15 protein-coding genes and 2 pseudogenes are annotated in these 20,017 nt (G+C 72.2%); 9 read left to right on the top strand and 8 right to left on the bottom strand.

Annotated features, from left to right (window positions below; all coding sequences use genetic code 11):
* Positions 1-228: 228 nt before the first annotated feature.
* Positions 229-528: pseudogene (locus ACFYP3_RS19705) on the top strand (FAD-binding molybdopterin dehydrogenase); the annotation flags it as partial.
* A 36-nt stretch (positions 529-564) separates the two neighbouring features.
* Positions 565-831 (top strand): annotated as a pseudogene (locus ACFYP3_RS19710) (molybdopterin-dependent oxidoreductase); the annotation flags it as partial.
* Positions 832-869: 38 nt separating this feature from the next.
* Here ACFYP3_RS19710 and ACFYP3_RS19715 read toward each other — a convergent pair.
* The 3 genes from ACFYP3_RS19715 to ACFYP3_RS19725 all read right to left on the bottom strand — a co-directional run bounded on the left by ACFYP3_RS19715 (position 870) and on the right by ACFYP3_RS19725 (position 3,146).
* A complete protein-coding gene (locus ACFYP3_RS19715) occupies positions 870-1,289 on the bottom strand; it encodes a molybdopterin-binding protein (RefSeq protein WP_388833925.1) in 420 nt (139 codons plus the stop codon).
* Between the two features lie 334 nt (positions 1,290-1,623).
* Positions 1,624-2,532: an SDR family oxidoreductase gene (locus tag ACFYP3_RS19720; protein ID WP_388833928.1), complete on the bottom strand. Its 909-nt coding sequence runs from the start codon at positions 2,530-2,532 to the stop codon at positions 1,624-1,626.
* Complete coding sequence (locus ACFYP3_RS19725; protein ID WP_388833930.1) at positions 2,529-3,146, bottom strand: TetR/AcrR family transcriptional regulator; 618 nt, start codon at positions 3,144-3,146, stop codon at positions 2,529-2,531. Before ACFYP3_RS19725 ends, ACFYP3_RS19720 begins: the two co-directional genes overlap by 4 nt.
* A gap of 365 nt (positions 3,147-3,511) precedes the next feature.
* Here ACFYP3_RS19725 and ACFYP3_RS19730 point away from each other — a divergent pair, with 365 nt between their 5' ends.
* Positions 3,512-4,153 (top strand): DUF4142 domain-containing protein, encoded by a 642-nt coding sequence (locus ACFYP3_RS19730; protein ID WP_388833933.1) that lies wholly within the window; start codon positions 3,512-3,514, stop codon positions 4,151-4,153.
* 9 nt (positions 4,154-4,162) lie between these two features.
* Positions 4,163-5,542: a DUF1996 domain-containing protein gene (locus tag ACFYP3_RS19735; protein WP_388833936.1), complete on the top strand. Its 1,380-nt coding sequence runs from the start codon at positions 4,163-4,165 to the stop codon at positions 5,540-5,542.
* Positions 5,543-5,792: 250 nt separating this feature from the next.
* Here the strand turns inward: ACFYP3_RS19735 and ACFYP3_RS19740 are convergent, their stop codons facing one another.
* A complete protein-coding gene (locus tag ACFYP3_RS19740; protein ID WP_388833939.1) occupies positions 5,793-7,112 on the bottom strand; it encodes a PucR family transcriptional regulator in 1,320 nt (439 codons plus the stop codon).
* Between the two features lie 604 nt (positions 7,113-7,716).
* On the opposite strand from ACFYP3_RS19740, the gene ACFYP3_RS19745 reads away from it, so the two are divergent.
* The 5 genes from ACFYP3_RS19745 (at position 7,717) to ACFYP3_RS19765 (ending at position 13,517) form a co-directional block, all read left to right on the top strand.
* A complete protein-coding gene (locus tag ACFYP3_RS19745; protein WP_388833942.1) occupies positions 7,717-8,529 on the top strand; it encodes a hypothetical protein in 813 nt (270 codons plus the stop codon).
* 29 nt (positions 8,530-8,558) lie between these two features.
* Positions 8,559-9,974: an NADH-ubiquinone oxidoreductase-F iron-sulfur binding region domain-containing protein gene (locus ACFYP3_RS19750; protein ID WP_388833944.1), complete on the top strand. Its 1,416-nt coding sequence runs from the start codon at positions 8,559-8,561 to the stop codon at positions 9,972-9,974.
* Between the two features lie 136 nt (positions 9,975-10,110).
* Positions 10,111-11,079: an SCO0930 family lipoprotein gene (locus tag ACFYP3_RS19755; protein ID WP_388833947.1), complete on the top strand. Its 969-nt coding sequence runs from the start codon at positions 10,111-10,113 to the stop codon at positions 11,077-11,079.
* 143 nt (positions 11,080-11,222) lie between these two features.
* Positions 11,223-11,801: a hypothetical protein gene (locus tag ACFYP3_RS19760; protein ID WP_388833950.1), complete on the top strand. Its 579-nt coding sequence runs from the start codon at positions 11,223-11,225 to the stop codon at positions 11,799-11,801.
* 141 nt (positions 11,802-11,942) lie between these two features.
* Positions 11,943-13,517, top strand: coding sequence for an alpha/beta hydrolase (locus ACFYP3_RS19765; protein WP_388833952.1), 1,575 nt, complete (start codon positions 11,943-11,945; stop codon positions 13,515-13,517).
* A gap of 39 nt (positions 13,518-13,556) precedes the next feature.
* Here ACFYP3_RS19765 and ACFYP3_RS19770 read toward each other — a convergent pair whose 3' ends face one another.
* From ACFYP3_RS19770 to ACFYP3_RS19785, 4 genes are all read right to left on the bottom strand, one after another.
* On the bottom strand, positions 13,557-14,012 hold the full coding sequence (locus ACFYP3_RS19770; RefSeq protein WP_388833955.1) for an SRPBCC family protein: 456 nt from the start codon (positions 14,010-14,012) through the stop codon (positions 13,557-13,559).
* Positions 14,013-14,255: 243 nt separating this feature from the next.
* Positions 14,256-14,669: a PaaI family thioesterase gene (locus tag ACFYP3_RS19775; protein WP_388833958.1), complete on the bottom strand. Its 414-nt coding sequence runs from the start codon at positions 14,667-14,669 to the stop codon at positions 14,256-14,258.
* 56 nt (positions 14,670-14,725) lie between these two features.
* Positions 14,726-16,759: an FAD-dependent oxidoreductase gene (locus ACFYP3_RS19780; RefSeq protein WP_388833961.1), complete on the bottom strand. Its 2,034-nt coding sequence runs from the start codon at positions 16,757-16,759 to the stop codon at positions 14,726-14,728.
* A 230-nt stretch (positions 16,760-16,989) separates the two neighbouring features.
* Entirely contained in the window at positions 16,990-20,013 is a 3,024-nt protein-coding gene (locus ACFYP3_RS19785) for an alpha-mannosidase (protein ID WP_388833964.1), read from the bottom strand.
* Between the last annotated feature and the right edge of the window lie 4 nt (positions 20,014-20,017).

Here is a 20,017-nt window from a genome sequence, read left to right on the forward strand (position 1 = left end):
CTGGCCTGGCTGAGCGAGGCGCGCAGGCCCTCCGCTCCCGCCGCCTTGGCGCCCACGCCGAGCCGGAGGCCCGCCTGCGGGCCCGCGCACCGCCGCAGCGGCGGCCAGAGCGCGCGGAGCCGGCCCGCCGCGTCGCCCGCGATGTCCGGGTCCTCGTACAGCACCGCCCTCGGGTCCCTTGCTTCACCGGCTGAAACCCCCCTTGACCGAAAAGGCCGGTGGCGCGAATTGGACCTCAACACCGTGCTCGACGTACGCGATGCGCGGCGCCGCGAACCCTGGCGTCCCGGCGACGCCCGGCTCGGCGGCGGCGGTACGTACCTGTTCTCCGGGCCGCAGCCGCACGTCCGGCGCCTGGTCGACCTCTCCCGGATGGGCCGGCCGCCCCTGTCCTGGCAGCCGGGCGGCTCCCTCGACATCACCGCGACCTGCACCATCACCGAGCTCTCGCGGTTCGCCCGGACCCTGCCCACCACCGCCGCCCTGCTCTTCGAGCAGCGCTGCCGGGCCTTCCTGGCCAGCTTCAAGGGCGCTGCTGCGTGACGTGGCCGGCGGGGGCCGGCCCCCGCCTTCGACCCGCAGCGGCGCAAGGACCGCTCGCGGTTCCTGCTCGCCGTCAGCGGCGGGGACGGGCACCACACCGGCCTCGCCTGGGCCGAGCTCGACGAGGACTTCGGCGACAGCCCGGTACTGCTCGCCACCCGCCTCGACGGGGAGGACCTCGACGAGGCGGGGGCGCAGTTGGTGGTCCCCTCGGACCGGTGCGGGGCGCGCTACGTCAGCGCCGTCACGCACGTGTGGTTCGGCGCCCTGACGGCCCCGGACCTCTGACTCCGGCCGGCCTCTGGCCTCTGACCGCTGACCGCGGATCAGGCGGTGGCGAGGGAGATCTCGGTCGACTTGATCAGCGCGACGACCGGCGAGCCGGCGGACAGCCCGAGCGCGTCGACCGCGTCGGCGGTGACGGCCGCGGTCAGGTGGCCGCCGTTCACGTTCACCTTCACGGCGGCCATGGCCGGGCCGGTGGCGACGTCGGAGACCGTGCCGGTGAGCTGGTTGCGGATGGAGATGTTCTCGACCGGGCCGGTGGCCAGGGCCACCTCGGTGGCCTTGACGAGCGCCTTGACGCCGGAGCCCGTGGTGAGGCCGAGGTCCTTGACGGCGTCGGCGGTGATGGCCGCGGTGATTTCCTGCCCCCCGTCCAGCCGGACCTTGACCGTCGCCATGGCCTCGCCGACGGTGACGGCGGTGACGGTGCCTGCGATCTGGTTGCGGATGCTGAGACTCATGAAGGTTCGACCTCTTACGTGGACGTGTCGTGCGGCTCGGAGGGAACCGCCCGGGACCGACCGTAGGGTCCCGTGATCCGGCTCGCACGGACCCCCTCGCATCCGCGTGCGGGAACCACCCGCCCGGCTGGCGCCTGCGGGTGCGAGCGCCCTCGGGCCGGCGGTCGGACGAGGTCCGGCCGGCTGATCCGGCTCTCCTGGGCGAAGCGGTCCGCTTCGGGCTGCGGACCCGCCACGAACTCGTCCACACCACTGCCGAGTTGGTGCTGGGGTGGCGCAACGGATCCCGCACAGCCCACCACCGGCACGACGTGGTCCACCTCGTGCCCCGCGGTCACAGCGGGTCGCCCAGGGGTCCGTACTCCTCTTCCAGGTTCTTGGCCCAGTGGGCGGCGAAGTCCGGTTGTGTGCCGTCGGCGTCGGTGAATCCGTACTCCTGGTAAAGGCCCCACGTGGCGAGGGCGCGTCCGGTCTTCGTCATGATCCGCGGGTCGGCCGCCAGCGCGGCGACCGCCCGGCCGAGGTAGGCCGGGGTCTCGGAGTGGGCGAAGTTCGGGTCCTGGGCGGCGCCGTCACGCCAGTTGGCCTCGGTGACGCCGAAGTGTTCCAACAGGGCCTCCGAGCGCAGGAAGCCGGGGGTGATGGCCACGGCCGCGACGCCGTGCGGCTTGAGCTCGGCCGCCTGCGCGACGGCGAGGCGGATGACGGCGGACTTCGCCAGGTCGTAGAAGAACGTGCCGCGGTAGCGGGCGGTGTTGCCGTCGGTGACCTCCACGACCAGGCCGCTCCTGCGGGCGACCATGAGGGGGAGCGCGAACCGGCTGGTGATGACGTGGGTCTCCACCGCCTGCCGCAGCAGCCGGAGCCCCGTCTCCAGGTCCTGCTCCCACAAGGGGCGTTCCCAGTCGGTCAGCGGATCTCCGCCCCATACGGAGTTGACGAGGACGTCGAGCCGCCCGTCCTGCTCCGCGGCGATCCGGTCGACGAGGGCCTGCACCTCGTCGGGGCGGCTGTGGTCGGTGCGGGCGGGGATTCCCAGGCCGCCCGCGGCGGTGACCTTCTCGGCGGTCTGCTCGATGGTCTCCGGGCGGTCCATGGCGGAGCGCCCGCCGGCGCCGCTGCGGCCCGTGACGTACACCGTCGCGCCGGCGGCGCCGAGCTCGACGGCGATGCCCCGTCCGCCGCCCCGGGTGCCGCCGGCGACGAGGGCCACCTTTCCTGCCAGTGGGCGTGTGCCGGTCATCGTGATTCCTCCGGGTCGCGGTCGGGGCGGGGCGTGACGTGCGGGAGCAGTACGGTGTCGAGCTCCTGCCGGAGCCGGTGCGCGAGGGTGCCACGGCGGTCGAGCGCCCAGGTCAGGCCCGCTCCGGCGGTGATCGCCTGCACGGTGCGGGCCAGCGCCGCGACGTCCGTGCCGGCGCGCAGCTCACCGGCGTCCGCCGCCTCCGTCAGCAGCGCCTCGACCGCCCGCCCCTGGGCCTGGTGAACGGCCAGGGCGTGCGCGGAGAGCTGGGGATCGGCGAGGTCCGTGCACAGGAACGCCAGGTGGTGGGCGAAGGTCTCCGGCGTGTCCATCCCGGCCACCGATTCCGCCGTGAGCGCCGCCAGGGCTTCGAGCGCCGAGGCGTGTTCCCGGCGCACCCGCTCGGCCCGTTCGCCCGCGTCCCTCGCGGACTGGCCGGCGAGGGCCAGGAGCAGACCGCGCTTCGATCCGAAGCGCTGCACGAGGGTGCCGGGCACGAGCCCGACCTCGCGCGCGACGGCGGCCAGTGTCAGCCCGGCCGGACCGACCCGGCCCATGACCTGGGCGGCGGCGCGCAGGATCACCGCGTCCTCGACCCCCCGGGGACGTCCCACCGTGCCACTCCCCTCGTTAGTAAATGCTCGTTCATTTATTAAAGCGCGTGCTCCCCGGCACCACAAGCTCCGGGAGCCGCTGCGGCCGGGACGGGGCCGTGCGCCCCCGCCCCCGGCCCCCTGCGTGAGCGAGGCGGAAGTCCCGCAAGATAGCAGCCTTTCCCGGGACCGCCGGGATGTTTGTCCGATGGTGATGTCCTCCGGCAGTCCCGCCACGCCTGCCACTAGCGTCCCGTGACACCCCCGGGAATGCGGGTGTGCACCGCACGGCACGTGCGGCCCCTCCTGCCCCGCCACCTTCCCGGCCCATGGAGCGAGGAGGCACAGTGCTGTCATTGCGGCGGAGATCCTTCAGCGGCTTGTCAGTGGCCACGAGATACACGATCGGAAGCGGTGTCGTCATCACCGCGCTTGCCCTCACCCTGATCGCCCTGCTGATACCCGTGGACCGATTCGGCAGCACCGCCTCGGCCGCCGCCTCGGGTCCGGCCGCGGCCGACGACGACGGCGGCGGGACGGTGAGCACGGCCTACGGACCGCTGACGGCCGCCGACCGGGACTTCGTCCGCAAGGTACGACTCGCCGGCCTGTGGGAACTGCCCGCAGGACGGCAGGCCCAGCAGCGCGGATCGCGCCCCGCGATCCGCACGGCCGGGGAGCACCTCGTCGAGGGCCACACCGAGCTGGACCGGCAGGTCATCCAGGTCGGTCAGGCCCTCGGCGTCGATCTGCCCAACCAGCCGTCCGCGCAGCAGCAGGAATGGCTGGGCCAGCTGACCCGCGCCAAGGGGGACGAGTACGAACGACTGTTCGTCCAACTGCTGCGCCGAGCGCACGGAAAGGTCTTCGCACTGCTGGCGGGGATTCGGGCGCAGACCCGCAACTCCATGGTGCGAGCCCTCGCCACGTCCGCCAACGCCACGGTCCTGGACCACATCACGGTCCTCGAAGACAGCGGACTGGTCGACTTCGACACGCTCTCCGACAATGTCCGAACGACGAAGTGAAGTGATCGCATGAGTCAAAAGGGCCACAAACGCCCCCGGTTGTCGAACAAGCTTCTGGCTGTGGTGTCCGCCCTCGTGCTGGGCGGCGGCGGGGTCGCCATCGTCGCCGGAAACGCGTCCGCGGGCCAGGACGGCGACCGCACGACGAAGCTGGCGGCCACCATCGACTGTCCCGACGTCGGCGAGAAGATCACCGCGGTGCCCGAGCAGGCCAAGACCGAGGTGGACGAGGGACTCGCCAAGCTGGACGACCAGGTGGCCGACGCCTACCGGCGCCTCGCCGCCGGCGAGGCGAAGGGCGACGCCCTCCTCGGCGAGCTCAGGCAGCAGCGGGACAAGACCCTCTCCGGCATGGCGGACGCGATCGGTCGCGGCGGTCAACCCCCGCAGGAGATAAAGTCGTTGGGCGCCTGCACGATGAAGGAGGCCCCCGTCGCGAACGACGCCGAGGCAGGCGGCGGAGGCGACCTGAACGCCGCCGCCAAGAGCGGCGCCGGCGGGCAGAAGGGCGGTCCCGCGAAGAGCGACTTCGTCAACATCAGCAAGGTCAAGCCGAACGTACGCACACCCGCCGCGGCGGGGAACGCCTCCAAAGGGTCCTTCAGTTCGCAGTGCGGCCGCAACGAGAACGGCCACTTCAACCCCGACAACGTGATCGTCGCGCCCGGCGTCTCCAACGGCGCCCACCACATGCACGACTACGTCGGCAACAAGACCACCGACGCCTTCTCCACCAACGACAGCCTCGCCGCCTCCGGCACCACCTGCGGCAACGGGGACCAGTCGAGCTACTACTGGCCCGTGCTGCGGCTGCGCGACGGCAAGGCCGAGCGGGACGCCAAGGCTCCCGGCGGCGGACAGGACGCCAACGTCGGCACCATCCTCAAGCCGAAGCAGGTGTCGATCACCTTCAAGGGCAGCCCCGTCGACAAGGTCACCGCGATGCCCCGCTTCCTGCGCATCATCACCGGTGACGCCAAGGCCTTCACCAACGGCAATGCCAACGCCAACGCCTCGTGGAGCTGCACCGGTTTCGAGAACCGCCAGTTGAAGGACAAGTACCCGGTCTGCCCCAAGGGCAGTGACGTGGTGCGCACCTTCACCTTCCAGAGCTGCTGGGACGGCCGGAACGTCGACAGCGCCAACCACCGCACGCACGTGGCCTTCCCGGACAAGAACGGCCGCTGCCAGAAGGGCTTCAAGGCCATTCCGCAGCTGGTCATGCGCCTCACGTACGGGGTGGCGCCGGGTGCCCGCTTCGCCGTGGACAGCTTCCCCGAGCAGCTGCACAAGCCGGTGACCGACCACGACGACTTCATCAACGTGATGTCGAACGGCCTGATGAACAAGGCCGTGAGCTGCATCAACGACGGGCGCACCTGCCGCTGACCCCCCTGGTCCGTACCGGTCCGGATCCTTGAGGTCCCGGGCCGGTACGGGCCCTTCCGCTCCCGGGGCCGGGCGCTCCTCACCCCCACCACCGCGCCCGGTCCCGGGAAAGGTGTTGGCCCGGAGCCGACTTCGGGCCAACACCGCACACAACAGCCCGGCCCGGCCCCGTGACGACGGGGCCGGGCCGGGCTGCTCGCGCTTCAGAGGTGGTCGCGCATGTCGATTCGGATGTCGGTCAGCCGGCTGTTCAGAGGCCGTTGACGCGGGCCATGCGTCCGACGACGAGGGGGGTGAAGTCGGCGGTGATCACGCGCGCCGCCCTGCGGCTCACGCGCGAGTGCTGGCGTCGCACCTGGGCCATCAGCCGGCGGCTGCGCAGGGCCATCTCCAGTTCGAAGCGGGTACGGGGGTCGCGCAGGCCGGTACCGAAGAGCTTTTCCAGCTGGCGCATGCGGTAGCGCACGGTCTGCGGGTGCACGCTCAGGGCTTTGGCGGCCTCGGGGGCGCCGCCGCCCTCCAGCCAGGCGAGCAGGGTCACCTCCAGGCGCTCGCTCTGGCGCGGGGTCAGGTCGGCCAGCGGCCGCAGCCACCGGGCGGCCAGCGCGTGGGCGAGCGGTTCGTCCTGGAGGAGCAGCAGGGTCGAGAGGTGGTCGTCCACGAACACGGCCCGGAGCTCCAGGCCCGGGCGGGCGGGGGTCAGGGCGAACAGGCGCAGCGCCCAGCGCAGCGAGGAGGCCGTGTCCCGGAGCGGGACCGCGTGGCCCACGGCCGCGAACCGGCCGCGGAGCAGCTGGTCCAGGGGGGCGCGGGTGTCCGGGTCGAGGCTGGGCACCAGCAGGCACGGCCGGCCCGCGAACGTGCCGGTGAGGGCGTCGGCCAGTACGGCGGCGAGCTGCTGGGCCTCGACGGGCGAGGCCGGCACGATGGCCCGTACGGCCGGGGGGAGCGGCCAGCCGGCCGCCTCGGCGAGTTCGACGAGGGAACTCTCGCAAGCGGCGCGGTCGTCGGTGAGGGCGTTGAAGAGGTCCTCACGTGCGCGGTCGCCCGCGCCGCCGCCCGCTCGGGCGCTCTCTCGGGCGCCCTCGCGAACGCCCTCACGGACGACCTCGTAGCGGCCTTCGTGCGTGACCTCGCACTCGTCGTTCCTCTGGAACGGGATTCCGGCCTTGATCCGGGCCCTGGTCCCGGCCTTGGTCTCGGCCTCGACTCCCGCCGTGTCCATGTCCATGTCCATGTCCGTGTCCATGTCCGTGTCCGCGATGTCGTCCTCGCTCTCGTCCGGGTCCTCGTCCGGGTCCTCGTCCCGGTCCTGGTCCTCGTCCTCGTCCGGTTTCTGTTCCCGGGTTTGCTTCTGGTAGCCGAGCGCGGTGAGGAGAGCCTCTTCCACGCACTGCCTGAGCAACTCGTCATCGATGGCATCGTTGTCATCGATAAGTGCGGAAAATTCCGGAATTCCATGCAGAAGCTCCTCCACTATCTCGGCGGCCAGCGCGGGCAGTTCTTTGCGCAGGACGCGGGTCCACTCGCCACGCGGGCGGGACCAGATGCGGTTCAGAAGTTCGCACATCGTTTTCCTCGTTCGTGCCGGGGTGAGGCTTGTCCGGGGAAGAGCGACAAGCCCGCCGAGGTTGCCCCCTGCGTCAACATCGTTGTCTGACAAAGGAGTTGCGGCCCTCGTACTCCCTCCTGGAGAGGTCCGGCCACTTACGGTCCCGTGATTTTGCAGCGATTTTGCCGTCCGGGACGCGTAGGTGACAGGCGGCGCGGTGGCCAGTCGCAACCTCCGCTGGAGGGGAATCTTCCGGTGTTGTTCGATGCGTCGGAGACGCGGTGCGAGAAATTATCACGTTTCGATAAATCCTGTGGAGCTGGTGTGCAGCTCCACGATGCTGCTGCACTCCGGCCCCAAGTTCCCTCGGCCGGCGCGGAGTTTCACAGCGCTGCCGGGCACAGAGGACACAACGACCCCCGGGTGCCCGAGCGCCAGGTGGAGTGCTCGGAGCCCAGGCGCACAGGAGAACTGGATGCCCCTGCCCCAGCCTCACATGTCCCGCTCACACAGAGCCCGCCGCAGAAGCCGTCACGCGGCTGCGGCAACGGCGCCTACCGCCGGCCGGCGAGCCGTCAGGCGGCCCTCCCTCCTTCCCACCGCGGGCAGACTGCGTCCCGGTGTGATCAGCGCCGTCGGCGCGGCCGTCGTCTCCCTCGTCGTGGCCGCCCGCGCGGGCGCCCTGACCCAGCTGTGGGACTTCCTCGACTACGGGGCGGGCGTGCTCTCGCTCGTCTCGCTCACCTCCACCGTCCTGTGGGGGCTGGTGGCCAGCGACCGGCTCCTGCTGGGATCGGGCCACCGGCTGCTCGCCCAAGGAGTGCACCGCGGCCTCGCGGTGGCCGGGCTGGGTTTCCTGGCCCTCCACATCTGGGTCAAGATCGCGGAGCAGCGCACGACGGCCGCCTCCGCGGTGGTGCCGTTCACGGACGTCGGCCAGCCGGTCCTGATCGGCCTCGGCTCGCTGGCCGGATACCTCTTCCTCGCCGTGGCGATCTCCGGCGCCGTGCGCAGCGCGTTCGCCACCAAGGGCCGCTCCCTGTGGTGGCGGGCCCTGCACTTCGGGGCCTATCCCGCCTGGGGCGCGTCCCTGGTGCACGGCCTGAAGGCGGGCCGGCCCGCCGACGTCTGGGTCACGGCGGCCTACGCCCTGTGCCTGGCCGGCGTCGCCGGAGTGCTCGCGTTCCGCCTCAAGTCCCGTATGGACGAGGTGCCGTCCCGGCCGGCCGGCCCACAGACCGCGCCACAGCCGCGCGTCGTACTGGCGTCCGTGCCCCGGCCGAGACGGGGTACGCCGCCGGTCGCCATCGAGCGGCCGGCCCCGCCGCCCCGGGCCGACGACCCACCGCGCGCCGCCGTGTACGCCCCGAGCCGGGCCGGCGGCGGCCTCGGCGCGAGCGGCGAGCAGCTCGCCGGCGGGGACCGGTGGCTGTGACCGCCCTTCCGACGCCCAGCCTGGGCTGCGTGGGCGCCCCCAGGCTGCTGGCCGGGCTGGACCAGGCGCCCAGGCTCGACCGTGTCGCCCATCTGACCGCACACGGCTCGCTGCCCCGCTACCGGCCGGACGAACTGGTCGACCTGTCCGACAACATCGACCTGCGGGGCCGCGGCGGGGCGGGCTTCCCCTTCGCCCGGAAACTCCGCGCCGTCATGCGGTCGGCGCGGGGCGGGGACGGACAGACCGCGGTCGTCGTCAACGGCAGTGAGGGCGAACCGAGTTGCCTCAAGGACACGGCGCTCCTGCTGCACGCCCCCCATCTGGTGCTCGACGGCGCCCTGCTGGCCGCCGCCGCGATCTCCGCCGACGACGTCGTGGTGGGGGTCACCCGGACGGACGTGGAGCAGTCGGTACGGGCCGCCATCGCGGAACGCGGCCCGGCCGGCCGTCGGGTACGGGTGGCCATGCTCCCCGAGCGGTTCGTCACCGGGGAGGGCACCGCCCACATCAACGGTCTCAACGGAGGTGACACGCTGCCGTCCGGACAGAAGGTACGGACCAGCGAACGGGGCCTGGGCGGCATGCCCACCCTGCTGTCCAACACCGAGACCTTCGCCCAACTCGCCGTCGCCGCGCGGCTCGGCGCGCTGGACTACCGGACGACCGGCCTGCCGAGCGAGCCGGGCACCGTCCTGCTGACCGTCGCCGGCACCACCGTCGTCGAGACGCCGACCGGGGCCGCGCTCTCGTACATCCTCGACCTGTGCGGCACCGATCCCGGGCAGGGCGTACTGGTCGGCGGCTATCACGGCAAATGGCTCGATCCGGGGTCCGCCCGCGCCGCGGAGGTGTCCCGGCAGTCCCTCGATTCGCTCGGCGCGCGGCTGGGGGCGGGGGCGGTGCTGCCGCTGCCCGAGGACACCTGCCCGGCCGGGGAGGTGGCGCGGGTGACCCGCTGGATGGCGAACGAGTCGGCCGGCCAGTGCGGCCCCTGCGTGCGGGGGCTGCCCTCACTGGCCGACGTACTGGAGGACGCGATCCGGGGAGGGGGCAGAACCGCCCTGGACATGGTGGAGGCGCGGCTCAAGGCGGTGCTGGGCCGCGGCGCGTGCAGCCATCCCGACGGCACCTCGCGCTTCGTGGCCTCGGCGCTCAGCGTGTTCCCGGACGAGTTCCGCGACCACGCCCTCGGCAGCGGGTGCGGCCGGCGGGTACTGGGGGCGCTGCCGCTGCCCGAGGACGAGAGTCCGGAGCGGCTGGTCGTGGACTGGACCCTGTGCAGGGGGCACGGGCTGTGCGTGGACATCCTGCCCGACGTCGTACGCCTCGACGCGGACGGCTTCCCGGCGCAGGCCTCCATGCCGGTGCCGGGGCGGCTGCGGCCGAAGGCGCTGCGCGCGGTGCGGCGCTGCCCGGCCCTTGCCCTGCGCATCCAGGACTGAACCATTGCGCCGGGTTCAATCTTGGCGCGATCTGACAAATTCCCAGGGAATTCCGCTTTCGCCGCCCGGCGCCCCGTATCAATTACCGGGGGCAAGAAAACGCGGAACCGAACCTGAAGGAGAGACCGTGAAGAGGATGCGTCGTGAGATATTCGCCGGGTCGGCGGTCGCGGTACTGATGCTGACGGCCGCATGCGGCAGCGGGGACAATTACTCGGGAAAGGGGACATCGGTCCAGCCGGTGGGCGACAGCAAACAGGTCGGAAACGGTTACGACGACGTCTACGGAAGCGGATCCGGGGCCGACCCGTCGGGCGCGGCCGGCAAGAACGGTCCGGCCGGGGAACTGAAGGTCCAGGAGATCGGGACGGTCGGTTCGGGCGTGGCCGACAGCCAGGGATTCACCCTCTACCGGTTCGACAAGGACACGCCCAAGCCCCCCAAGTCCAGCTGTGAAGGGGACTGCGCCAAGGCCTGGCCCGCCGTCGCCGCGGACGACGTCTCGGCAGGTGAGGGGATCGACAAGAGCCTTCTCGGCTCGGTCGCCCGGGCCGACGGAACCCGGCAGCTCACGCTCGCGGGATGGCCCGTGTACCGCTACGCGAAGGACACCAAGGCGGGCGACTCGCTCGGCGAGGGGGTCGGCGGGACCTGGCACGTGCTGGGACCGGACGGAAAGCCGGCCGCACCGGCCAAGAGCGGCGGCGCGGACAGCGGCAAGGGCGGCGGCGCGGCGGAGGAGAAATCCGAACTCAGCGTCAATCAGAATGCCCAGCTCGGCCCCATCATCGCGGACGCCGAGGGCCGGACGCTCTACCGGTTCGACAAGGACAGCGCCTGGCCCATGAAAATCGGCTGTGTGGACGGCTGCACGGACACCTGGAAGCCCGCAAAGCCCGTCGACAAGGCGAATGTGACCGGAATTGCCGCCGAATTGGTGGGCAAGGTGAAGCGACCCGACGGCACCGAGCAATTGACGATCGACTGCTGGCCGGTCTACACGTTCACCGGTGACAAGGAACCCGGGGACATCAGCGGCCACAACAACAAGGGCCTCTGGTTCGCCGTCACCGACAAGGGCAAGAAGGCGAAGGTCACCGGCTAGGACCGGAGCGGACGGCCCCACCCGGCACAGTCCCCCCCCCCCCCCCCCCCCCCCCCCCCCCCCCCCCCCCCCCCGGGGGGCCCCCCCCCCCCCCCCCCCCCCGGCCCCCACGACCCCCGTCCCGACCAGCCCGAGAGGTCGTCATGCCCTTGTCCATCGACCGCCGCACCCGGCGGACGGGCCCGCCGCGCGCGACTGTCGCCGCGCTGTGCCTCGCGGCCCTCCTGTGCGGCGGCTGCGGCGCCGGGCAGACGGCCGCGCACCGCACCTCGAACTCCGCGCAGCAGACCTCGACCTCCCCGCGCGGCACCTCCGTCGAGGAGATCGCCGCGGCCATCGGCTGCACGGCCGAAGTGAGCGTGGAGGCGGACGAGTTGCGGCAAGGAGGCTGCCAGACCGAACAGGCCGGCCCCTACCGCATGGTCACCTTCGCCGCCGAGCAGGGGCTGCGCTCCTGGCTGACCGAGGCCCGGATGTACGGCGGCCTCTACCTGGTCGGGGACCGGTGGGTCGTCACCGCGGGGACGGAGGACGCCCTGGCCGTGGTGCGCGGCCGGCTCGGCGGCTCCCTGGAGAAGGGCGACACGCACGCCGGCCCCTCCGAGCACGCCGGCCCCTCCGAGCACCCCGGCTCCTCCGAGCACTCCGGCTCCCCCGAGCACCCCGGATCCTCCGAGCATCCCGAGCCCGCCGAACACGCCGAGCACTCCACCCATCCCTGAGTCCTCGTGGCGTGTCGGCCAGTTGTCCTGTTTTCAGCTCGTTCGTGAGGAGCACAAGGCACGACCCTCCGGGATGATTCGCCCCAGCAGCGCGTACAACAAGGTGGAGGCCCGAGCGACTTCACCGAAAGGAACGCCTTCGTGCTCCTGAAACGCTTCGCGCCACTGCTCGCCGCCACCGCACTCCTCGCCTCCACCGTGCCCCTGCTGTCGGCGACCCAGGCCTCGGCCGCGCCCGCCGCGGACCACCTGCGGCAGAAGCCCGCCTGGCACCGTTGCAGCCCCGGGCAGCCGGCCTCGTACGAGTGCGCCACGCTCAAGGTTCCGCTCGACTACCGGCGTCCCGACGGGCGCACGATCGACCTCGCGATATCCCGGCTCAAGAGCGAGAACCCGGCCAAGCGGCACGGCGTCATGCTGCTGAACCCCGGCGGCCCCGGCGGTTCCGGGCTCGACCTGCCGCTGATGGTCAACGAGGCGATGCCCAAGGAGGTCCGGGACCAGTACGACCTCATCGGCTTCGATCCGCGCGGGGTCGGCGCCAGCGACCCGATCACCTGCGGACTGGACGACGCCGAGCAGAACTTCGACCGCGCGTACCGTCCGGAGACCTTCGGCTCCGACGTCACCTGGGCCCGCACCGTCGCCGACAAGTGCCGCGAGAAGGCCGGTTCGGTGCTCCCATACATCACCACCCGCAACACGGCGCGCGACATGGACACGATCCGCGCGGTGCTGGGCGAGCGCAAGATGTCGTACCTGGGCTACTCCTACGGGACCTACCTCGGCGCGGTCTACTCGCAGATGTTCCCGGACCGCACGGACCGTTTCGTGCTCGACAGCGGTGTGGACCCGCAGCGGATCTGGCGCGGAATGATCCAGGTCTGGGCCACCGAGGCCGAGCCCGCCTTCGCCCGGTGGACCGGGTGGGCGGCGCAGCGGTCGGCGGAGTACGGTCTCGGCGACAGCCCGAAGGCCGTGTCCGAGACGTTCTGGGGGCTGGTGGCGCGCGCCGACAAGGAGCCGATCGACCTGGAGGGCCTGAAGGTCGACGGGGACATGATCCGTGCCGCACGCGGGGTGTTCTTCTACCCGGCGCAGGCCAGTCCCCTGGTCGCGGCCCTGAAGACGGCGGCCGAGGGCAGGCCGCTGCCCGGGGGCATGACCATGACGGAGCTGAAGCGGCTGCTGACCGGCGGCGCGCCGGCCGAGCCCGCCTCGGACAACGGCACCGCCGTGTTCTGGGCCGTGGTGTGCGGGGACACGGGCACCTGGCCCCGCTACACCGAGCAGTACGAGCGGGACGCGGCGAAGGACAAGGCCAGGTATCCGCTGTACGGGGACTTCGCGTCCAACATCAAGCCGTGCGCCTTCTGGGACCGGCCGGCGGAGGCCGCGACTCCGATGAACAAGAAGGCGAACGTGCTGACCGTGCAGAACGAGTGGGACTCGCAGACCCCGCTCGTCAGCGGGCAGGGCATGCACCGCGCCCTCAAGGGCTCGCGGATGGTGCTGGCGGCCGGCGGTGAGGGCCACGGGGTGTACCTCGCCGACCCCACCTCCTGCGCCAACGCGCCGGTACAGGCGTACCTGACCACGGGCGTGCTGCCCGCTCAGGACGTGACGTGCCAGAACCCGCCGAACGATGCGCGGCAGCGCGGATCCCTGGCCCCGTCGAAGCCGCTGCCGGTCCCGTCCGGACCCGGGCGGTTCTGACACCGGTCCGACCTCGGGCCCGACACCGGCCGCGGCCGACTACCGGTTCGTGGGGGACGCCTCCACGGCCGCCTTGATACGGCGGCCGAAGTCGGGGGCGTCCTTGCGCGCGGCGCCGACCGCGAAGCCGACGAGCAGCTTGCCGAGGCCGTGCCCGTGCAGGGTGTTGAAGATCCGGACCCGGGTGCGGCCGCCGGAGAGCGCTTCGAGGTCGTAGCCGCCCTCCGCGGTGACCAGGTTCTTGCTCTGCTCCGTCCAGCGCATCAGACGCGGCGGGTCGAAGCCGTCGATGCGGAACTCGCGGGCGGTCTTCATCCCGGCGTCCTTGACCGTGCTGCGGAAGACCGTGCCGAGGGCCGTCGGGCCGTCCGGGATCCTGGTGATCTCCTGGACGCGTGGGCTGAAATCCGGATCGTTGCGCCCGTCGGCGAGGTAGGCGAAGACCTCCTCGACCGGCCGGTCGATCTCGACGCTCGCCTCGAACTGTCCGGACATGTCGGCTCCTCGCTGTGACGTCCTGTGATCCACGATCCCAGAACGCCCACCCGTGCGCGCGGCGAACGGCCGCTCTGCGGGATCCCGACGCCTACCGCCCTACGTCGTCCGGGGTGCGGGCCCCTGCGACGCCAGGGCCCGGGTCCGCGGGGCGCCGGGTCGCGGCGGAGCGGCCTCCGAAGCGTGCGTCGGCCGCGCCGACGGCCGCCTGCCGGTGGGCGGTTGGTCCGGCAGGGCGACGGTTCAGCCGAGGAGCGCGTAGACGGTCGAGGCCGTCGCGGCCGGTTCCTCCGAGCCCTCGGGGGTGAGCGTGATGTCGGCGAAGGCCATCCGCTTGCCGAGCTTGGTGACCCGTACGTGGATCAGCAGGTCGGCGCCGACCACCGGCCGCTGGAAGCTCGTCGACTGCTGGACGGTGGTCATCGGCCCGTACCCGCCCCGGGCGGCGGAGATCGCGATGACGGTGGCCGTGTCGGCGGCGGCCATCATCGCCTGCCCGGAGAGCCCGCCGCCGTCGCGGGCCAGCTCCCCGGACCAGGGCAGGCGCAGCACGGCATGCCGCTCGCCCGTCTCCTGGACGGTCAGTCCGAGGGCGAGCACCCAGGGGGCGAAGTGGTCGGCGAGGATCTTGTCTGCGTCTGCGGGAGAGAACGTCACCGGGGCATTGTGGCGGCCCGGCCGGACCGCCACAATCCCCTTTCGGACGCTTCCGGTCAGAGCGAGGCGGCCAGTTCCGTCCCCTGCCGGATGGCCCGCTTGGCGTCGAGCTCGGCGGCCACGTCGGCGCCGCCGATCAGGTGCGCCTCGACGCCGGCCGCGCGCAGCGCCTCGTACAGGTCGCGGCGCGGCTCCTGGCCCGTGCACAGGACCACGGTGTGGGCGGGCACGAGGCGCTGCTCCCCGTCGACGGTGATGTGCAGGCCCTCGTCGTCGATCCGGTCGTACGCCGCCCCGGCGACGGAGACGACGCCGCGGTGCTTGAGTTCGGCGCGGTGGATCCAGCCGGTGGTGGTGCCGAGGCCGGCGCCGACCTTGGTGGCCTTGCGCTGGAGCAGGTGGACGCGGCGCGGCGGCGCGGGGCGCTCGGGCTTCGCGAGCCCGCCGGGGCCGGTGTACGCGGTGTCCACGCCCCAGTGGCGGAAGTACACCTCGGGGTCCTGGGAGGCGCCCTCGCCGCTGTCGGTGAGGAACTCGGCGACGTCGAAGCCGATGCCGCCGGCGCCGATGACGGCGACGCGCTCGCCGACCGGGGCGCCGTCGCGCAGTACGTCGAGGTAGCTGACGACGCTGGCGTGGTCCACGCCCTCGATGTCGGGGGTGCGGGGGGTGACGCCGGTGGCGACGACGACCTCGTCGAAGCCGCACAGGGTCTCCACGTCGGCGCGGGTGTTCAGGCGGACCTCCACACCGCTCTCCGCGAGCTGGGTGCCGAAGTAGCGGATGGTCTCCTCGAACTCCTCCTTGCCGGGGATGCGGCGGGCGACGTCGAGCTGGCCGCCGATGTGGCCGGAGGCCTCGAAGAGGGTGACGGCGTGGCCGCGGCCGGCGGCGGAGACGGCGCACGCGAGACCGGCCGGTCCGGCGCCGACGACGGCGACGCTCTTCTTCGTGCGCGTCGGGGACAGGACGAGTTCGGTCTCGTGGCAGGCGCGCGGGTTGACCAGGCAGGTGGTGATCTTGCCGCTGAAGGTGTGGTCGAGGCAGGCCTGGTTGCAGCCGATGCAGGTGTTGATGGTCTCGGAGCGGCCGGCCGCGGCCTTGGCGACGAAGTCGGCGTCGGCCAGGAAGGGGCGGGCCAGGGACACCAGGTCGGCGCGCCCGTCGGCGAGCAGTTCCTCGGCGATCTCCGGGGTGTTGATGCGGTTGCTGGTGACGAGCGGGACGCTGACCGCGCCCATCAGCCGCTTGGTGACCCAGGTGTAGGCGCCGCGCGGGACGGAGGTGGCGATGGTGGGGATGCGGGCCTCGTGCCAGCCGATGCCGGTGTTGATGATGGTGGCGCCGGCCGCCTCGATCTCCTTGGCGAGGTGGACGACCTCGTCGAGGGTGGAACCGCCGGGAATGAGGTCCAGCATGGACAGGCGGTAGATGAGGATGAAGTCCTCGCCGACGGCCGCGCGGGTGCGCCGGACGATCTCCAGCGGGAAGCGGACGCGGTTGTGGTACGCGCCGCCCCAGCGGTCGGTGCGCTTGTTGGTGGCGGCGGCGATGAACTCGTTGATCAGGTAGCCCTCGGAGCCCATGATCTCGACGCCGTCGTAGCCGGCGAGCTTGGCGAGGCGGGCGGCGCGGACGAAGTCCTCGACGGTCCGCTCCACCTCGATGTCGCTGAGCTCGTTCGGCACGAAGGGGCTGATGGGGGCCTGGAGGGCGCTGGGGGCGACCAGGTCCTTGTGGTAGGCGTAGCGGCCGAAGTGGAGGATCTGCATCGCGATCTTCCCGCCCTCGGCGTGCACGGCCTCGGTGATCACCCGGTGCTCGGCGGCCTCGTCCTCCGTGGTGAGGCGGGAGCCGCCCTCGAAGGGGCGTCCGGCGTCGTTCGGGGCGATGCCGCCGGTGACGATCAGGCCGGCGCCGCCGCGGGCGCGCTCCGCGTAGAAGGCGGCGAGGCGCTCGAAGCCGCCCTCGTGCTCCTCGAGGCCGGTGTGCATCGACCCCATGATCACGCGGTTCGGCAGGGTGGTGAAGCCGAGGTCCAGGGGGCTCAGCAGGTGCGGGTACCGGCTCTGGGAACTCTGCGGACTCATCGGGATGTGCCTCCTCGCGCGGGGTGATGACTCTGTTCTAGCGAGGGGAAGCCGCTTTTGCAACTAAGTGCATAACTGCGTTCGTGCGCCCCCTCCCCCGGAGGCGGGCGCCGCACTACCTCCCCGACGCCCCCTGTGTCGGACCTCACGCGCCGGTGGATCCCCCTGGCCGGTACGGACCGAGCTGACCCCGGCCCGGCCGGCCGGGGTCATCCGTACGTCCGGACCCGTCAGCCCCGGTGGAGCCGGACGGTGACGATCTGGAACGGGCGCAGGGTCAGCGGGACCGCGCCCGCCGGGGTGGGGGCGCCCACCGCCGAACCGGCCAGCGGGCGTTCCAGGAGGTCGCTCTCGACCGCGGCCGAGAAGGGGAAGTCCGCCGTCAGGAGCGCCGACGCACGCCCCCCGCGGGACTCGTAGAGGCGGACGACCACGTCACCGCTGCGGTCCTCGGCCAGTTTCACCGCCTCCACGACGACCGCGTCGTCGTCGACCGCGAGCAGCGGGGTGACCGGGCCCGCCCCGGTCAGGGTGCGCTCGGGCAGGTTCAGCGCGTGCCCCTCGCGGACCGCGTCCCCGACGGACGCGCCCGGCGCGAGCGAGAACCGCAGGGTGTGGGGCCCCTGGTCGGTCTCCGGGTCGGGGTAGCGCGGGGCCCGCAGCAGGGAGAGCCGGACGGTGGTGGTCTGACCGCCGTCGGGGCGCACGTCACGGGTGACGTCGTGCCCGTACGTGGAGTCGTTGAGCAGCGCGACCCCCGAGCCGGGCTCCTCCGCGTGGATCCAGCGGTGCGCGCAGATCTCGAACTTGGCCGCCTCCCAGGAGGTGTTGGTGTGCGTGGCCCGGTAGACGTGCCCGAACTGCGTCTCGGAGGCCGTCCGTTCGGCTTTCACGTCCAGCGGGAAGGCGGCCTTGAGGAACTTCTCCGTCTCGTGCCAGTCCACGTCCGTGACGATGTCCACCGTCCTGGCCCCGGCCCGCAGCGTGACCGCCTGGACGGCGGTGGAGGAGCCGAAGGAGCGGGTCACCCGGACGGTGACGGCCGCCGGCCCGCTCTCGGCGACCTCCATGGCGTCCAGGTCCACCAGGTCCGTGACCCGGTTGCGGTAGAACGCGTCGACGTCCCAGGCGTCCCACATGTTCGGGAAGTCGGGGTGGATCTGCAGCAGGTTCGCCGCGGCGCCCGGAGCGAGGGTCTCGCGGCGCGCCTCCAGGTCGTAGACGGACACGATCAGCCCGCGGCCGTCGATCTCCACCAGCAGCCGGCCGTTGGCCAGCACGTGCCCGCCGCCGTGCCGCTCCTCCACGGTGACCGGCTCCCCGGCCTCGGCCGGGCGCCCCGCCCCGCCCGCCGGGACGCCTCGCCGGGCGTGCGGGGCGCAGTTGAAGACGAGTTCCTCGGCGCCCTCCCCGGCGAGCGCGAGCTGCGCGGCGCGGGTGATCCCGCGGAGCTCCTCGCTCAGCCGCGCGTACGTCTCGCGCGCCTCCCGGTGCACCCAGGCGATGGAGGAACCCGGCAGGATGTCGTGGAACTGGTGCAGCAGCACCGTCTTCCAGATCCGCTCCAGGTCCTCGTACGGGTACTCGTACCCCGGCACCCGCACGGCGGCGCCGGCCGACCACAGCTCGGCCTCGCGCAGCAGCGATTCGCTGCGCCGGTTGCCCTGCTTGGTCTTGGCCTGGGAGGTGTAGGTGCCCCGGTGCAGCTCCAGGTAGAGCTCGCCCGCCCACACGGGAGCGTCCTCGTACTCGGCGCGGGCCTTCTCGAAGAAGGCGTCCGGGCGCTCGATGCGGACCTTCGGCGAGCCTTCGAGGTCCCGCTGGCGCCGGGCCCGGGCGAGGTGTTCGCGGGTGGGGCCGCCGCCGCCGTCGCCCCAGCCGAAGGGGACCAGCGACCGCGAACCACGGCCCTTCTCACGGTAGTTGCGGGCGGCGTGGGCCAGCTGGGCGCCGCCGAGGTCGCCGTTGTAGGTGTCGACGGGCGGGAAGTGCGTGAAGACACGGGTGCCGTCGATGCCCTCCCACCAGAAGGTGTGGTGGGGGAAGGTGTTGACCTGGGACCAGGAGATCTTCTGGGTGAGGAACCAGCGGGAGCCGGACAGCTTGACGATCTGCGGCATCGCGGCGGTGTAGCCGAAGGAGTCGGGGAGCCAGACGTTGTTCGTCTCGATGCCGAACTCGTCGAGGAAGAACTTCTTGCCGTAGAGGAACTGCCGGGCCATGGCCTCGCCGCCGACCATGTTGGTGTCGGACTCCACCCACATCCCGCCGACCGGGACGAACTGCCCGTCCGCGATCTTCTTCTTGACCCGCTCGAAGAGCTCGGGCCGGTGGGTCTTGATCCAGTCCAGCTGCTGGGCCTGGGACATCGCGAAGACGAACTCGGGGTGCTCGTCCATCAGGTCGACCATGTTGGACGCGGTGCGCGCGACCTTGCGGACCGTCTCGCGCAGCGGCCACAGCCAGGCGGAGTCGATGTGGGCGTGGCCGACGGCGCTGATCCGGTGTGCGGAGGCGCCGGCGGGGGCGGCCAGCACCCCGGCGAGCTGGGCGCGGGCCGCGGCCGCCGTACCGGGGACGTCCGTCAGGTCCACCGCGTCCAGGGCGGAGCCGATGGCCCGCAGGATCTCGTGGCGCCTGGCCTCGCGGGTGTCGAGCTGGATCATCAGGTCGTAGAGCACCTCCAGGTCCTGGACCAGCTCCCACACCTCAGTCTCGAAGACGGTGAGGTCCATCCGGGCGAGCCGGTAGAGCGGCTGGTCGCCGCTGGTCAGCCGGTCGCCCTCGTACGTGGCGGCGTGGTCGACCAGGACCGGGTTGGAGGCGGCCTCGACGTACCACTCGACGCGCTCGCCGCCCTCGGCGCGGTCGGCCACCCGGACCCAGTCGTTGTACGGGTTGAGCGCCTTGATCTCACCGCCGTCGGCCCGGTGGACCAGACCCTCGCACTGGAAGCCGGGCATCATCCGGTCGAAGCCCAGGTCGAGGACGGCCTCGACGGTGCGGCCGGCCCAGTCGGCCGGGACTGTGCCGGTGACCTTGAACCAGGTGGTGCCCCAGGCCGGGCCCCACGGATCGCCGATCGCGCAGGGCCCGTAAGGCGCCGCCAGGCCCTCGGCGACGGGAACGGGCTCGCCCGGCGCCTCCCAGCGCTCGACGGTCAGCGGGACGGGGCGGGAGTGGACGGCGGGCTTGATCCGCTCTTTCAGGACCCGGCGGAGACGGTGCTCGGTGATGCTGCGGTCGTCGTGCATGACG

This window comes from Streptomyces sp. NPDC005533, assembly GCF_042871845.1.
Lineage (GTDB): Bacteria > Actinomycetota > Actinomycetes > Streptomycetales > Streptomycetaceae > Streptomyces.

Excerpts from the sequence above, each read along its gene's own strand:
- ACFYP3_RS19720 (WP_388833928.1), bottom strand. The coding sequence starts at position 2,532 with ATGACCGGCACACGCCCACTGGCAGGAAAGGTGGCCCTCGTCGCCGGC.
- ACFYP3_RS19755 (WP_388833947.1), top strand. The coding sequence starts at position 10,111 with ATGCGTCGTGAGATATTCGCCGGGTCGGCGGTCGCGGTACTGATGCTG.
- ACFYP3_RS19770 (WP_388833955.1), bottom strand. The coding sequence starts at position 14,012 with ATGTCCGGACAGTTCGAGGCGAGCGTCGAGATCGACCGGCCGGTCGAG.
- ACFYP3_RS19735 (WP_388833936.1), top strand. The coding sequence starts at position 4,163 with ATGAGTCAAAAGGGCCACAAACGCCCCCGGTTGTCGAACAAGCTTCTG.
- ACFYP3_RS19785 (WP_388833964.1), bottom strand. The coding sequence starts at position 20,013 with ATGCACGACGACCGCAGCATCACCGAGCACCGTCTCCGCCGGGTCCTG.
- ACFYP3_RS19760 (WP_388833950.1), top strand. The coding sequence starts at position 11,223 with ATGCCCTTGTCCATCGACCGCCGCACCCGGCGGACGGGCCCGCCGCGC.
- ACFYP3_RS19740 (WP_388833939.1), bottom strand. The coding sequence starts at position 7,112 with ATGTGCGAACTTCTGAACCGCATCTGGTCCCGCCCGCGTGGCGAGTGG.
- ACFYP3_RS19780 (WP_388833961.1), bottom strand. The coding sequence starts at position 16,759 with ATGAGTCCGCAGAGTTCCCAGAGCCGGTACCCGCACCTGCTGAGCCCC.
- ACFYP3_RS19715 (WP_388833925.1), bottom strand. The coding sequence starts at position 1,289 with ATGAGTCTCAGCATCCGCAACCAGATCGCAGGCACCGTCACCGCCGTC.